This window comes from Blautia sp. OF09-25XD (genome assembly GCF_003482095.1).
In the GTDB taxonomy this organism is placed as follows: Bacteria; Bacillota; Clostridia; order Lachnospirales; family Lachnospiraceae; genus Fusicatenibacter; species Fusicatenibacter saccharivorans.
On record NZ_QUMG01000002.1, the window covers coordinates 46220 to 60011 of the forward strand.

The 13792-nt window shown below is 40.5% G+C and carries 11 protein-coding genes, 1 tRNA gene, 4 pseudogenes and 1 riboswitch; all 16 genes and pseudogenes read right to left on the reverse strand.

All coding sequences use genetic code 11. From position 1 onward, the window contains the following. Nucleotides 1–108: 108 nt before the first annotated feature. Nucleotides 109–1742 (reverse strand): annotated as a pseudogene (gene hcp / locus DXA93_RS20440) (hydroxylamine reductase). Between the two features lie 216 nt (nt 1743–1958). Beyond that, nucleotides 1959–2642, reverse strand: a complete 684-nt coding sequence (locus tag DXA93_RS02190; RefSeq protein ID WP_119207673.1) for a Crp/Fnr family transcriptional regulator — start codon at nt 2640–2642, stop codon at nt 1959–1961. Beyond that, a complete protein-coding gene (locus tag DXA93_RS02195; protein WP_055225919.1) occupies nt 2626–2805 on the reverse strand; it encodes a hypothetical protein in 180 nt (59 codons plus the stop codon). The genes DXA93_RS02190 and DXA93_RS02195 overlap by 17 nt, the downstream gene beginning before the upstream one ends. A gap of 353 nt (nt 2806–3158) precedes the next feature. After that, nucleotides 3159–3329 (reverse strand): annotated as a pseudogene (locus DXA93_RS02200) (CDP-alcohol phosphatidyltransferase family protein); the annotation flags it as partial. Between the two features lie 11 nt (nt 3330–3340). Continuing rightward, on the reverse strand, nt 3341–4384 hold the full coding sequence (locus tag DXA93_RS02205) for an FUSC family protein (protein ID WP_118700640.1): 1044 nt from the start codon (nt 4382–4384) through the stop codon (nt 3341–3343). Nucleotides 4385–4415: 31 nt separating this feature from the next. Beyond that, the gene (locus DXA93_RS02210; protein WP_055225915.1) at nt 4416–5459 is read right to left on the reverse strand and encodes a sensor histidine kinase; all 1044 of its coding nucleotides are present in this window, start codon (nt 5457–5459) and stop codon (nt 4416–4418) included. After that, complete coding sequence (locus tag DXA93_RS02215) at nt 5459–6169, reverse strand: response regulator transcription factor (protein WP_044024695.1); 711 nt, start codon at nt 6167–6169, stop codon at nt 5459–5461. Before DXA93_RS02215 ends, DXA93_RS02210 begins: the two co-directional genes overlap by 1 nt. Beyond that, nucleotides 6148–7581 (reverse strand): phospholipase D family protein, encoded by a 1434-nt coding sequence (locus DXA93_RS02220; RefSeq protein WP_117814422.1) that lies wholly within the window; start codon nt 7579–7581, stop codon nt 6148–6150. Before DXA93_RS02220 ends, DXA93_RS02215 begins: the two co-directional genes overlap by 22 nt. 197 nt (nt 7582–7778) lie before the next feature. Beyond that, nucleotides 7779–9336, reverse strand: a pseudogene (cls, locus tag DXA93_RS02225) (cardiolipin synthase). A gap of 35 nt (nt 9337–9371) precedes the next feature. Next, nucleotides 9372–9485 (reverse strand): annotated as a pseudogene (locus DXA93_RS20820) (GTP pyrophosphokinase); the annotation flags it as partial. Further along, a complete protein-coding gene (locus tag DXA93_RS02230) occupies nt 9467–9757 on the reverse strand; it encodes a hypothetical protein (RefSeq protein ID WP_179964667.1) in 291 nt (96 codons plus the stop codon). The pseudogene DXA93_RS20820 and the gene DXA93_RS02230, both read right to left, overlap by 19 nt. Nucleotides 9758–9855: 98 nt before the next feature. Continuing rightward, nucleotides 9856–11109 (reverse strand): ATP-binding protein, encoded by a 1254-nt coding sequence (locus DXA93_RS02235; protein WP_119207674.1) that lies wholly within the window; start codon nt 11107–11109, stop codon nt 9856–9858. 236 nt (nt 11110–11345) lie between these two features. Continuing rightward, a complete protein-coding gene (locus DXA93_RS02240; protein ID WP_226906398.1) occupies nt 11346–12017 on the reverse strand; it encodes a GNAT family N-acetyltransferase in 672 nt (223 codons plus the stop codon). Then, nucleotides 12002–12427 carry a GNAT family N-acetyltransferase gene (locus DXA93_RS02245; RefSeq protein ID WP_055195028.1) on the reverse strand — a complete coding sequence of 142 codons (426 nt, stop codon included), beginning with the start codon at nt 12425–12427 and terminating at the stop codon, nt 12002–12004. The genes DXA93_RS02240 and DXA93_RS02245 overlap by 16 nt, the downstream gene beginning before the upstream one ends. Nucleotides 12428–12899: 472 nt before the next feature. Next, nucleotides 12900–12973: transfer RNA gene (locus DXA93_RS02255), tRNA-Arg, on the reverse strand. Nucleotides 12974–13249: 276 nt separating this feature from the next. Then, a complete protein-coding gene (locus DXA93_RS02260) occupies nt 13250–13492 on the reverse strand; it encodes a hypothetical protein (RefSeq protein ID WP_119207675.1) in 243 nt (80 codons plus the stop codon). A 109-nt stretch (nt 13493–13601) separates the two neighbouring features. Next, nucleotides 13602–13677, forward strand: a riboswitch (cyclic di-GMP riboswitch). The last annotated feature ends 115 nt before the right edge of the window (nt 13678–13792 follow it).

Here is a 13792-nt window from a genome sequence, read left to right on the forward strand (position 1 = left end):
TAGAAATGGAATCTGAGGTCCGTTTTCTGATATGCCCAAATTCAAAGATATTTTTGTCTGAACATATACAGTATACGTGGAAAAATGAAAGAAAGCAAGGGCTTTCGATTATTTTCCGAAAAACAATTCCATATCGTTTTCAACGGTATCGATTCCGGCGATGCCGAAGTTTTCAACGAGAAGAGCTGCGACATTCGGACTTAAAAATGCCGGGAGTGTCGGGCCGAGGTGGATGTTCTTGACACCAAGCGACAGCAGCGCCAGAAGAACAATGACGGCTTTCTGCTCATACCAGGAAATATTGTAGATGATCGGCAGATCGTTGATATCGTCGAGGCCGAAGACCTCCTTTAATTTCAGTGCAATCACGGCAAGAGAGTAGGAATCATTGCACTGGCCGGCATCGAGGACGCGCGGAATGCCGTTGATGTCGCCGAGGTTCAGCTTGTTGTATTTGTATTTTGCACAGCCGGCGGTCAGAATCACGGTGTCTTTCGGCAGTGCCTGTGCAAAATCAGAGTAATAGCTGCGGCTCTTTGCACGGCCGTCACATCCAGCCATGACAACGAATTTTTTGATCGCGCCGGATTTCACGGCATCGACGATCTGGTCTGCCAGGGCGAGTACCTGTGCATGGGCGAAGCCTCCGACAATGGTTCCCTGCTCGAGTTCCGTCGGCGGTGCGCAGTGCTTTGCCTGTTCGATGAGCAGAGAGAAATCTTTTGTCTCACCGATGACGCCGTCGATGTGCGGGCATCCCGGATAACGAACCGCTCCGGTTGTGTAAATACGGTTTTTGTAGCTGTCCTTCGGCGGCACGATACAGTTCGTCGTCATCAGAATCGGGCCGTTGAAGGCTTCAAATTCTTCTTTCTGTTTCCACCAGGCGTTACCATAATTTCCCTTAAAATGTTCATATTTTTTGAACGCCGGATAGTAGTGTGCAGGCAGCATTTCGGAGTGGGTGTAAACATCGATGCCGGTGTTCACGGTCTGCTCGAGCAGCATCTCGAGGTCGCGCAGATCATGGCCGGAGACGAGAATACCCGGCGGGTGCCGACACTGAGATCGACGGTGGTGATCTCCGGATTGCCGTAAGCGGAAGTATTGGCCTCATCGAGCAGTGCCATTCCCTGCACGCCGTAGGAGCCGGTCTCGAGTGCGAGAGCCGTCAGTTCCTCTGCGGAGAGGGAATCGTCGAGCGTTGCGGCGAGAGCACGCTGCAGGAAGGCATCGATTTCCTCGTTTTCTTTTAAGAGAACATTGGCATGGCTGGTGTACGCGGCAAGTCCTTTCAGACCGTAGGTGATGAGCTCGCGTAAAGAGCGGATGTCCTCATTTTTCGTGGAAAGTACGCCGACGGTTACTGCTTTTGCGGCAAACTCATCGGTTGTGCCGTTCCAGAGGGCGGCCTCCGGCAGAGCGGAGCAGTCGGCAAGCTGAGCGAGAAGCGCTTTGGTCTCAAGCGTTGCCTCAATTCGTGCGCGGATCGTATCATCATCAAAGTTCACGTTTGTGATGGTCGTAAACAGGTTTTCGGTGATGAGATGATTGACGCTGGCATCGACGGTTTTTCCTTCGCGGCGGAGCTGTGTCGTCACGGCGGAAAGTCCTTTCGTCGTCCAGATCAGCAGATCCTGCAGCGCCGCTGTCTCCGGGCGCTTTCCACAGACACCGGATTTTGTACAGCCGGAGCAGCCGGCAGTTTCCTGACACTGGTAGCAAAACATGTTCTGTTCCATAAAAATAGTTCCTCCTGTAGGGTATTTCCGAGGGGTTAAGCGCAGAGGGAAAAACAGATCTGCGCGGAGTTTCATAATTTACACGTACAGAATATCGGATATAACAGGAAAAGTATGTGGTTATAACCACGGAAAAATACTTTTTGTGTATATTCGTTTATGAAAAATAAGCATTTGAAACGATGAAACGGTAAAAAATTTACGCTGCGGTACCGCCTAGAGAGACGGATGACGCAGCGTAAATTTGTTTTTATGAAATTCGAGGATTCCCTCTTTCTGCATTTTTCCGAGTTCTTTGGAGAGGGCGCTCCGGTCGAGGTTCAGGTAGTCGGCGAGGCCCTGGCGGTCGAAGGGGATCGTAAAGGTGTCGGCGCTGGTTTTGGCAGACTGCGCGGTGAGGTAGACCAGCACGCGCTCGCGGATCGTCTTTGGTGTAGTGCAGAAAATGCGGTTGGAGAGGGTAAGATTTTTCTGCATGGAGATGCGGAGCATGTTACTGCGAAGCTGGGACAGCCATGCATCATCACCATCGGCGGTCTGGTCGAGGTTTCGAAGATTGAAAAAGAGAACCGTCGAGGCTTCGGCTGCCGTGACATTCACCATCATCGGCTCCCGACAGAAGGCATACGTTTCGGCAAATACCTGGCCGGGGGTGATCTTGCTTAAGATACTGCGGTTGCCCCAGAGATCCGTATTCTCCACGAAAACGCTGCCGGACAGCACAATCCCCAGTTCGGACACGCGGTCACCCATGTGATAAATGGTCTGGTTTTTCTCAAACGAACACGTCCGCAGCCACCCGCTCGAAACAAGAGCCGTCCGCCCGGTTTCCGAGATGCCATGAAAGAGCGGGAGAGAAAACACCTCGGCCGGAAAAACAGCATCAGCCAATGATTTCATACTGCAGCATCTCGTATTTCAAAATACTGCCCTCCATAATTTCCGGCGGCAGCAGTGCGCGGGCAACCAGTTTCATTTCATTGTCCTCCGGTTCGATGTCATTGCGGCGTAAATGCGCGTAATCACCATCGATGGCGACTACTTCGTAGGTGCAGGATAACATAAGAAAACAACCTCCTTTTTCTTTACATGATACCTATTATACCGTGTGCAGAAACGGATGTCGATGGAATTTTTAATGTCGGAAACAAAAGTCTATGCTATACTTACAGCAGGGTATGACAGAAAAGAAAGGATGGAAGGTAGGATCCTGGGGGAAGAACTTGAACTGGAAGTCTGCTCGGTGCTGAGAAAAATCCGGGAAGATATGTAGCTCATTATCATCAGCGGCTATGCGGAATTTTCTTATATAATAGGAAAGTTCGACATCTGCTCAGAGAAATCCCTAAACATGTGGAGGATAAAAAAACTGATTTTCTAACAGAGCTTCTGCCATGGTCCAAGTCTTTACCAGAACATATCGGGAAGCTCAGACAGCAATAAGATTTCACCAGCTAACAGAGGATTTTTCTTTACACAATAACTCCATATAATTACCGGAATCAGACAAAGCCGAAAAAAGGAAAGAAGATTAGGAACCGTAATAATTCTATTCAAATTTTCTTCCTGATTCACTTCACTCTGCATGTACGGTCACCTTACTTTCCTTTTTTTTTAGACATAAACCAATAAAATATAACACAAAATGCTAAAGCAAACACAACACCAAAAACATTTTGAATCACTCTAAGACTAACCGCTCCTTGTAGTCCATAAGTCTCTGTAGCAATGGCTAAAGCACCAAATGTGTTAAATACTGCCTGCCAGCCATATTGTGCTGAAAATCCTACACCGATTCCACCAAGAATTCCTATATATGCATAGATTGACGAAGGAAGCAGAAAATATAATACTGTAAAACATATAACACCTGCAATATTTCCGACAATCCTTTTACGGACTCTGTAGTGCATATCTTCCATAAACGGCAAAATCGTGGACATGGCCGCAATACCAGCCCACATTGCACGTGGCATATTACAAAGTTCTGCAATGCAAAGGACAATCGGTACGCATAAAATCTGACATATCTGCCATTTTGTTCTGGAAGAAGTGATATCAAATTCTTGTATCAGATCTTTCAGATTTCTTTTATAGGTTCTGTTTTTATGATTTCGATAAAATACGAAGCAGGTAAGTGCTGCACCTAAAGCCATTCCGACTAATCGCATCTGATAGCTTTTTCCCGTAACATCATAACCATATAGCAGTAGATACCCAAGAACCAATGTAGATTGATTAAACATGAATGGATTATGGCATCCGAACAGAATCAACACAGCCAGTGCCGCAATATTTAACAGCATTCCCAATACCGGTGAAAACTGATTTGCTAAATGCGGACATACAGTCATAATTACAAAGAACAAAGCCAAAAGCATCGTAGATTGTCCGGTGTGGATCCCCAGATCCGCATTTCTAAACACCATGAGACATAATAAGACTACTACACCTACAATGCTGTTCTCATTTCCAAATAGGATACTGAAAATACTAACAAAGCAAAAACAAAATGCCATTGTAGCAGCTATCTTCACCAGATATACCCACATATGATATGATTTTTCTTTTAGTGTTTCACTCTTTTTCAACAGGTTTTTAGAACCTGCCTGATTTAACTGCAACTCCTGATAAAATGTCATGTAATTCCTCCTCTATCTGTTTTTCTTAAACTTATATGGCCTTATCTTTCTGGATTGGAAGCTCTACAACAAATCTGCATCCACCATATTCACGGTTTTCTGCTTTGATTGTTCCTCCGGCACTATCTACAATCCGTTTTACAAGTGCAAGACCTAGGCCATTTCCTTCTGCTTTATGAGATCCATCTACCTGATAGAACTTGTCAAATATTCTGGATTTTACATCATCCTCTATTCCTGGTCCTTCATCTTCCAGAATGAACTTAACAGAATCCTGTTCTTGTTTCAGAAACATCGTAATTGTCCCCTTTGAAGGGCTGAACTTAATCGCATTATCCAAAAGATTTATCCAGATATGCATAAAAAGTCCTTCATTCCCAGTATATTTAACTTCCTCCAATTCTACCTGAAAACCAATTTCTTTTTCTGTCCATTTTGTTTCCAATGAAAGAAATGCCTGGCGGATCTGTTCATCCAGACGATATTCTGTTTTTTTCATTGGTATATTCTGATTCTCTAACTTGGATAACAGCAAAATATTACCAACCAATCCGGAAAGTCTTTGGGTGTTAAATAAGATTTTTTCTACATATTCCTCTTGATCCGGAGACAGTTCTTCTCCCTGAAGCAGCATTGTATATCCTTCAATGGCATTAATCGGGGTCTTAAACTCATGAGAAACATCAGATACAAAATCCATCTGCAGCACCTCTGTTGCACGAAGTTCTTTTGTCATAACGTTAAAACTTTGATAAGATTCTCCAACTTCTGCTATACGGCTGTTCGTTTCCAAATGCTGTTCAAAATCTCCCTGAGAAACTTCCTTCATTGCTTTACTAAGTCTGGTAATTGGTTCCAGTAACTTTGCATTGATAAAGGAAGTGATCAGCCCTGCAATCAATGTATTGAAAATCAAAAGCCAGCCAAGCACAGATATGCTGCCCGGCAGATTAAAAAAATGATTCAAAAAAGCAAATAATAAAGCAGATATGACTGTTGAAAATACAAGTGCCAGCCAGATTGCACCAGTCAGACAGGATCGGATCCGCAATCCTTTTTCTTTCTTTTGTTCCATTATTTTTTCACCACCTTGTATCCAATTCCACGCATTGTTACGATTTCAAAATCAGGGTTATCTTTAAAACGCTCTCTGATTCTTCCTATATGTACCTCTATCGTATGTGGGTCTGCCTCCGTCTCGTATCCCCATACTTCATCCATCAACTGTTGTTTTGTAAATGTTCTGCCTGGCGAAGCTGCAAGCTTATATAAAAGCAGGAATTCTTTTTTAGGCAAAACAAGACTTTCCTTATCAGTTGTAACCGTCATTGCATCATAATCAAACTCTGTTGAACCGATCACAATTTTGTGTTCATTCAGTATCTGTGCACGGCGAAGCAGTGCTCCGACTCTTAAAACCATTTCATTCACATTTACCGGTTTTACCATATAATCGTCACTTCCCGAAAGAAATCCCTGGCGCATATCATCAAAGGAACCTTTCGCAGTGATCATAAGTACCGGTATCTGATATCCTGCTGAACGGAGTTCCGACACCAGTTCATAACCATCCATAACCGGCATCATAATATCGGAAATGATCAGATCAATATACTCTTTATCCAATATTTCTAATGCCAGTGCTCCATCCGATGCACTTTTGACCTGATATCCATTCTTCTCAAGCACTTTTTGGAATAGCTGGCTTAATTCTTTATCATCTTCTACAATCAATATTTGAAACACGTTTTCCTTCCTCCTTATTAAAACAGATACCTTGCCCATCCAAGCAGATGCTGTACCAAAAATATTTTTCTCTGACGTTTCTTTGTTAATTCGATTGGCTCTACATGATATGGATCACGATAGGTTCCATCTTCCAATACCTGTCGGGACACTCTTTCATATTCCATCATGCCTTCTTCCAACTGTTTATTAATCTCTTTGCTACGTATTACAAGCATCAGTTCCGTATCCAGATACGTGCTTCTCATATCCATGTTAAAGGAACCGATTACGGATAGATCATCATCAATCAGGATGCTTTTTCCGTGGTAAGAATAGCCGCCTTCATACTCCCAGATATCAATTCCTGTATTTAAAATTCTGTTTCTGTTTCTCGCATAATCAGCAGAACCAAACGGGTTTCCATTGTTGGCAACCGAATTGGTCATGATAGAAAAATCCGGAACTCTCTCCGCAATCTCTTTCCATGTATTATACATCATATCATTGCAAATAATATATGGTGTATGAATTTTCACGCGCTCTTTTGCATTTTTCATTAGTTCTCCCAGTTGATACCAGACTACTGGTTCCTTGGAACCTGTGTGGATAGGATTTGACACTAATGCAATCTTTTCTGTCTCAAAAGTTTCGTCCGTGTAATCGGTATCGCAGATTCTTTCCTTATTCTCTTCAAAATATTTCTGATAGCCGTTCTGCAGCTCTAAAACTGCGTTCTTTACAGATTTTCTATTTGCCAGTTTTTTATTGTCATGAAAATAACCACTGTCTTCTTGTTCCCATATCGTTTCAAAATACTCTAACAACTGGTTAACTGAATTTTCTTTCTCAGGTTCATCGCAAACCACTAACACGTCTCTGTCATAGTTCTTATGTCCCGGAAAATCACCCAGGAAATAATTGTATGTATTTCTTCCCCCAAGAATATATCTCTTTCCATCTGCAATCAAATATTTATCATGCATTCTACCCATCATTTTCCACGGTTTCAACGGATTGGCCTTATTATATAGTTTAATTTCAACATTCTCATGGGAAGATAATCCATAGAAATACGGATTTCCTTCCATATCAATCCAGCTCTCCATTCCATCTACTAACAGACGAATATGTACACCCCTGTCTGCCGCATCATGCAGTGCTCCTAAAATCAATTTTCCACTTTCATCGGATTGAAATGCAAAAGTAGAAAGAATAATTTCCTTTTTTGCATTCTTGATCAAACGCACTCTTTGTAAAAGCGCTTCTGGATTCTTTTCTATGATTACTGCCCGTTCTGTATTTTCACTGCATTCGTTCCATGACCCATTTTTTGTTTCTTTTTTGGTTGTATTGGACACTTCCGGCTGCTTTTTATATGCAACGCGGATTCCGAGCAATTCATAAAAAGCCACACATAAAAAAACTGCCAGTATAACAAGAAGGATTTTACATATTTTATACTTTTTCATTGTACATCACCTGATTCCTTTTTATTTCATACTTATACAATACAAAGTCAATCTCAATTTAACCTCAACAAGGTTTGTTTTTTCATCAATGCAACATCTTCTTTGTACAACAGACTGTTAGATATAGCAAAAACGGCCTTTCAAAAACAGTTAACTTCTAAATCAACTGTTTTTTGAAAGGTCGTTTCATCAGATTCTTATAGCAATCCAGCAAATAATCTCATAAATAATTGTCCCAGTCGCAAATATGCACTTCGTCCGGTTTGATATTGGTCTGTCACATCACGACATTCTCCCATCGTTCTTATCAGATCATTTTTTATTTCCACAACTGCCTGACAATCTGCCATAAAACAGCCGTTTCAAAATGGTGATATAAACTTCGATAATCCAGATTAATTGTTCCACAAGTTGCCATACAGTCATCTGCCACACTCATTTTTGCATGACAGAAACCAGGAGTCCACTCATAAACACGAACACCATGTTTAACCAATCCATGATAAAAAGAACGAGTTATATTATAAATGAATTTTTTATCAGGGATACCAGGTGTGATAATTCTTACGTCTACCCCTCGCTTAGCAGCCAGACATAACGCATGCGTCATTTCATCTGTTATGATTAGATATGGAGTCATAAACCAACAATATTTTTCAGCTTTATTTATCATACTGATATAAACTTCTTCTCCTACTTGCTCATTATCCATAGGCTGTCTGCATAAGGTTGAACAAACCCAGTTTGCTGTGCCGCATAATCATAGTGGAAAAGGTATTTACTAAAATCAGAATCATTAGCATCCTTATCACTTACTGCATTCCACATTTCCAAAAATGTCACCGTAAGCGACTGAACAGCATCTCCTTCTAAACGAATACCTGTATCTTTCCACTGTCCATACGGGTGTGTGTAATTAAAATATTCGTTTGCTAGATTATATCCACCTGTAAATCCGACTTTTCCATCAATAACTGTTATTTTTCTATGATCACGATTGTTCAAAAACAGATTTAAACCTGGCATAAACGGATTGAATACACGGCAATGAATTCCTATTGCCTCCATCTTTTTCACAAAATCTGTGTTAATAAAGCCTATAGAACCCATATCATCGTAGAATACTCTAACTTTCACACCTGCTTTTACTCGCTCTTCCAGAACATCTTGAATCTTATGCCATGCTTCAGCGTCTTCTATCGCATGATATTCCATAAAGATAAACTTCTGTGCTTTCCCCAAATCCTTAAGCTGTGCCTCTAATCCTTTCACTGCTTCATCAAAATACACAATATCCGTATTCTGATAGATTGGATACTGCGAATTTCTTTGTATGTAACTTGCTATATTTCCTGCTTTCGGAATTGTTTCTTTTATTCTGCTCAAACACTCCTGACTGTCCGGGAGCATTGGTAACAATTTGCTATCAATTTCTGCATATCGCTCACGCATTTTATGTGTGCCACCATTCAAACCAATCAACAAATACAGGCCTACACCCATAATTGGGAAAATTAGAATTAAGATGACCCAAGGCATTTTCATAGAGGATGTCTTATTTGATGCGTACAATCCCAAAACCAAGATCCCACTCAAAATCCTTGTAAATAAATTTATGATTTCTGCATATTCATTCAAGCGTGTTACGATAGTAATAATAAAAATCACTTCCAGAAGAATGCAGATTATGGAAAAGCACAGCCGTTTTACCCCATTTTTTGTTTTTGCTTTGCCCTCTAAAGTATCTTGTTTCATATATATTCCACCTTCCTACTTGCTCAGTTTTCTCCCTAAATTTCGTGTAACATACCAATTTTGTCTTTTATTCTCTGCATTTCATTATCTGCTTCAAGGATAGCTCTTGCAGAATGAAGTAATTCTTCACTTATCTCATCATAGCCAGGATGAATTGACTTACGTCTGGCAATTCTTGCAGCATTTCGTTTAGGGTTTTGTGCTTCACATATTTCTGCACATACACCCAACAGGCAACGCTACTGGCTTCTGATACAATGTCAGCTATGGTTTTGCGCATAAGCTCTTCAAATTCAGCAATTTCTTCTTTCGGAACAACATCATACAGTGTTGGTGCCTGATGACTTATTTTTACTCCATTTTCATTTGCATCTTTAAGCAGATTCTTAACTTTTTCTCTTGAATCCTCCGGTACTTTCATGTACTCCCACATAAATGCTACCACATCGGCTGGCCTTATTTATATCATTTCACTCTTTTTGGAAATAGAACAACACCACAGCAACAACTCAAATCGACTTAAAATTCCAGACTATTCGCATTCAGCAAGAAATACTTCATTCCCATGATGACAAAACCTTCATCATTTCTCCAAGGCTTTTTGCTGCCATTTACAATGACGATCTTCTTGAAAGAGTCCGGGATATTACGCAGAGAATTGAACTCCTGCGTCTGTTTTTCTTCCGAAGTCCTGTCATATGCAACTTGGATATAGTATCTTTGGTTTCCTTGATTCACCACAAAGTCAACCTCCAACTGCTTGCGAACACGTTTGCCCTCTTTATCCTTATCGAAGATATCCACGACACCCACATCAACATTGTAGCCACGGATCAACAGCTCGTTATAAACAATGTTCTCCATGATATGAGTAGGCTCCTGCTGTCTGAAATTCAAACGTGCATTTCTTAGTCCCAGATCCGTAAAGTAGTATTTCAGATTTGCACCGATATACTTTCTGCCCTTAATATCGTATCGGCTTGCCTTGGAAATCAAAAAGGCATCTGTCAAATAGTCGATATGCTTGGAGATGGTTTTATTAGCATAAGTCATCTGGCGCTCACTGGCAAAGGTATTGGCAATCTTTGAAGGGTTGGTCGGTGCGCCGATTGCAGATGCAAGCACATCAACCAGAATCCCAATCTCATCCACGTTCTGAATCTTATTTTTTTCAATAACATCCTTCAGATAGACATTTGCAAAGATGTTCTTCAGATAGTCCGCTTTCTGTCGTTCGCTCTGGAAACTTACGATCTGCGGCAATCCTCCGTAGATCATGTAGTCATCCCATGCATCATCATAATCGCCGTCATAGACAGAATAAAACTCTGCAAAGGAGAGAGGGTAGATTCTAATCTCATCACCTCTGCCACGGAATTCGGTCACAATGTCGCTGGATAGGAACTTGGAATTACTTCCGGTGACATACACATCAATATTGCTCATGCGGAGCAGGCTGTTCAGCACTTTCTCAAATCGTGGCATGAACTGCACTTCATCCAAAAGGAGATAATACTTCCCGTCGTCTTTCATGGCATCCTTGATGTACTTGAAGCATACCTTGGGATCTCTTAATTCCTCGTTCTCAATACCATCCAATGCAATTTCAATAATATGATCAACATCAACGCCGTTCTCCAGTAAGTATCTCTTAAAGATGGTAAACAGCAAAAAGGATTTGCCACATCTACGAATGCCGGTAATCACCTTTATCATTCCATTATCTTTTCGCTCGATCAGCTGCTGTAGGTAAGCGTCTCTTTTAATCTCCATCGTTACACTCCCCATTTCCGTGCATCTACACACTTTTATGTAATGTTGATAAATATATTTTCAGATTTTTTTGATTGCAGTGTCTATAATCGATTACTCCAATCGTTATTATAGGTAGACAACAAAAAGAAGATGGTTCCGATGTTTCATTAAATATGTTCGTTAGTCTTTTACGCAAAGGATTCTATCTCCTCTGCGCCCTAATGCTTTTCGGATTCAGTTCAACAAACTGGATTTTACCAATTTTCGGAGATTAAGGTTTCCGGATGTGAAAAAACTAATTTAATATTCTTCTTGGAATTCAGCAACAACATCAATGTACCTTGTTCTTTTGTCTCCATTTGCGTTGTCATGACCAATGAACGATATGGTTTGAAGCCACATTTTGTCTGAACTCGTTTTGATTGTTCATTGAAATCATAGTAACCACAAATCAGAAAATCATAATCCAATTCGCCAAATAAATAATCTTTAACTGCATTTACGGCTTCGGGCATAAGTCCTTTTCCCCAATAATCTTTACTCAAAACATATCCTAATTCTCTGCCGTAATAATCCTTGAATTCTGTCAAAGCATCTTCTAACCCATATTTTTCTATGCCAACAGTACCGATTACTTTATTGTTTTTCTTTAAGCAGATTGCAAATACTTTATCCTCACTGATAAAGGAATTCATAATACTTTGAGATTCAGCAATATTTTCATGATGTTTCCATCCTGCCATCTCCCCAACACCTTCGACAGATGCATACTCATAGAAATCCTCCAAATCTGTTTGTTTGAATGATCTAAGAATGAGCCTTTTTGTTTCTATTACTTTTCCGTCTATTCTGAAGTCAGCATTCATATTTTTACGCTCCTCATAACGTCTAATTCTCCAAATTCCGATTTCTATTTTCGTTTCCATAGCATAGTGTACTCTTTTTCACCAGTATCTTCATCCAAATCTTCACATTGAATAATGAATCCTTCTCTTTGGTAAAAAGAAATTGCTCTGGCATTCTTCTGGTATACATTTAATCGTAAGCTAACTTTTTTATCCTTAATATAATCTAATAAAAGCTTACCTATGCCACATGACTGCATTTCATCGGAGACAAAAATACCTTCGATATATTCATCATTTAGTCCTACAAATCCTTGTATCATTTTATCTGCTTCAAACACATAGACTTCGGATTGTGACAGCATTTCTTTTACTAATTCATAATTACTTTTCCAGTATTGATTGGAAATAAAATAATGTGCTTTCAGATTTGTCTTTAACCATATGTCAGCGACTCTATCGATATCTCCGTTCAGCAACTTTCTAATCATAACAAATATTCTCCACAACTACATCCTTTATGCTTTTCTCTTTTTTCCATTCTATCACAAGTTCACCATTAATTATCAATTTTTTGATATTTTTTCTTTTCCCTCACTGTAAAACAGCCTCTGAGCGTTTCGTTATATAGAGGGATACAAATAAGAGCAAGATCCACCCATGTTTAACAGTATTGCCATTTTGCCTCCCGTCAACCTATGGGTTTTATCTTGATGGGGATCTCCCCATACCCTCTCAATAACAGACTTTTCACTTGTTTGGTTCAGTCATCTTGACTCCTTTCCTCCAGGATTCAGGAAATAAAAAATGCCTGCCTGGAACTTTTATAGATAGTAAAGTTCCAAACAGACATTGCTGTTTGACCATTAGCTGTAGCTAATAGAATTGAAGAACGTGATTAGAAAATAACAAAAGCGTTCGTTGTCAGCTAATCCAGCTAACATTTTCGAACGCTTTGAAGCCCGTCGCCAAGAGGATTTGAACCTCCGACCCCTCGCTTAGGAGGCGAGTGCTCTATCCAGCTGAGCTATGACGACACATGCCGCAAACCTTGATTTTACTGGGTTTCTGGGATTTTTCCCTTCGGCCATATATAAGATTATCAACTCTATTTCGAGTTGTCAATCTACAGATTTTTTCGATTTGGTAACATTAGAACGCTCCCCAATTTGGGGAATGCTTTGTTGTCACCATTGGCATTTTTCAGAATAGATTCGAACTGAAAGTTGTTTTTCATTTTTTCCCTTTGGGGAATGCCTCGGCTTTCTCTTAGGAGGGGGACGCTCTATCCTGCTGAGCTACAGAAACAAGAATTATAAATGTTTCAGCCAGGTCAGAAACAAAAATATTATACTATATTTTTGCTGCTTTTTCAAGACGAAACACATACTTGCGATTCCGCAGTTTACTTCAGGAATTTTCCATTGTGAGTACCTGATAAATTCTCTTATAGGCTTTTCATAGGTCCAGCAGCAGCCTTCGACATTGTTGTAGTATTCATTATTTTTTTCGACAACATATTCTAAATCGTTTTCTGTCATGAGTCTGTATTTCATCGTACACCTCCAATGTTAAAAACAGTAATCTGCCAAAATCCAGAGGTCATTATATCATATTCCGATGGGAAAGGAGAAGAGAGTCTTACAGCAATGAATTAAAATAAAAAAAGAATCTCGGCAAAGCAGTCGAAAGGCTGTGACGCAAAGCTACAAGGCCTGTAAAATGGCAGCCAGCTGCGTAAATATGGAACATTTCTTATAAAATAAATAGGGAGAAATGACTCAAATGCACGGTAGGAGAATCTATGGTGCTTTTTTATTGCCTGCGAAAAGAAAATACGAGAGGAGGAGTTTGCA

Coding starts and splice junctions, on each gene's coding strand:
- DXA93_RS02260 (WP_119207675.1), bottom strand. CDS start 13,492: ATGAAATACAGACTCATGACAGAAAACGATTTAGAATATGTTGTCGAA.
- DXA93_RS02240 (WP_226906398.1), bottom strand. CDS start 12,017: ATGGAAACGAAAATAGAAATCGGAATTTGGAGAATTAGACGTTATGAG.
- DXA93_RS02190 (WP_119207673.1), bottom strand. CDS start 2,642: ATGAAATCATTGGCTGATGCTGTTTTTCCGGCCGAGGTGTTTTCTCTC.
- DXA93_RS02245 (WP_055195028.1), bottom strand. CDS start 12,427: ATGATTAGAAAGTTGCTGAACGGAGATATCGATAGAGTCGCTGACATA.
- DXA93_RS02235 (WP_119207674.1), bottom strand. CDS start 11,109: ATGGAGATTAAAAGAGACGCTTACCTACAGCAGCTGATCGAGCGAAAA.
- DXA93_RS02205 (WP_118700640.1), bottom strand. CDS start 4,384: ATGACATTTTATCAGGAGTTGCAGTTAAATCAGGCAGGTTCTAAAAAC.
- DXA93_RS02230 (WP_179964667.1), bottom strand. CDS start 9,757: ATGAAAGTACCGGAGGATTCAAGAGAAAAAGTTAAGAATCTGCTTAAA.
- DXA93_RS02195 (WP_055225919.1), bottom strand. CDS start 2,805: ATGTTATCCTGCACCTACGAAGTAGTCGCCATCGATGGTGATTACGCG.
- DXA93_RS02220 (WP_117814422.1), bottom strand. CDS start 7,581: ATGAAAAAGTATAAAATATGTAAAATCCTTCTTGTTATACTGGCAGTT.
- DXA93_RS02215 (WP_044024695.1), bottom strand. CDS start 6,169: ATGGGCAAGGTATCTGTTTTAATAAGGAGGAAGGAAAACGTGTTTCAA.
- DXA93_RS02210 (WP_055225915.1), bottom strand. CDS start 5,459: ATGGAACAAAAGAAAGAAAAAGGATTGCGGATCCGATCCTGTCTGACT.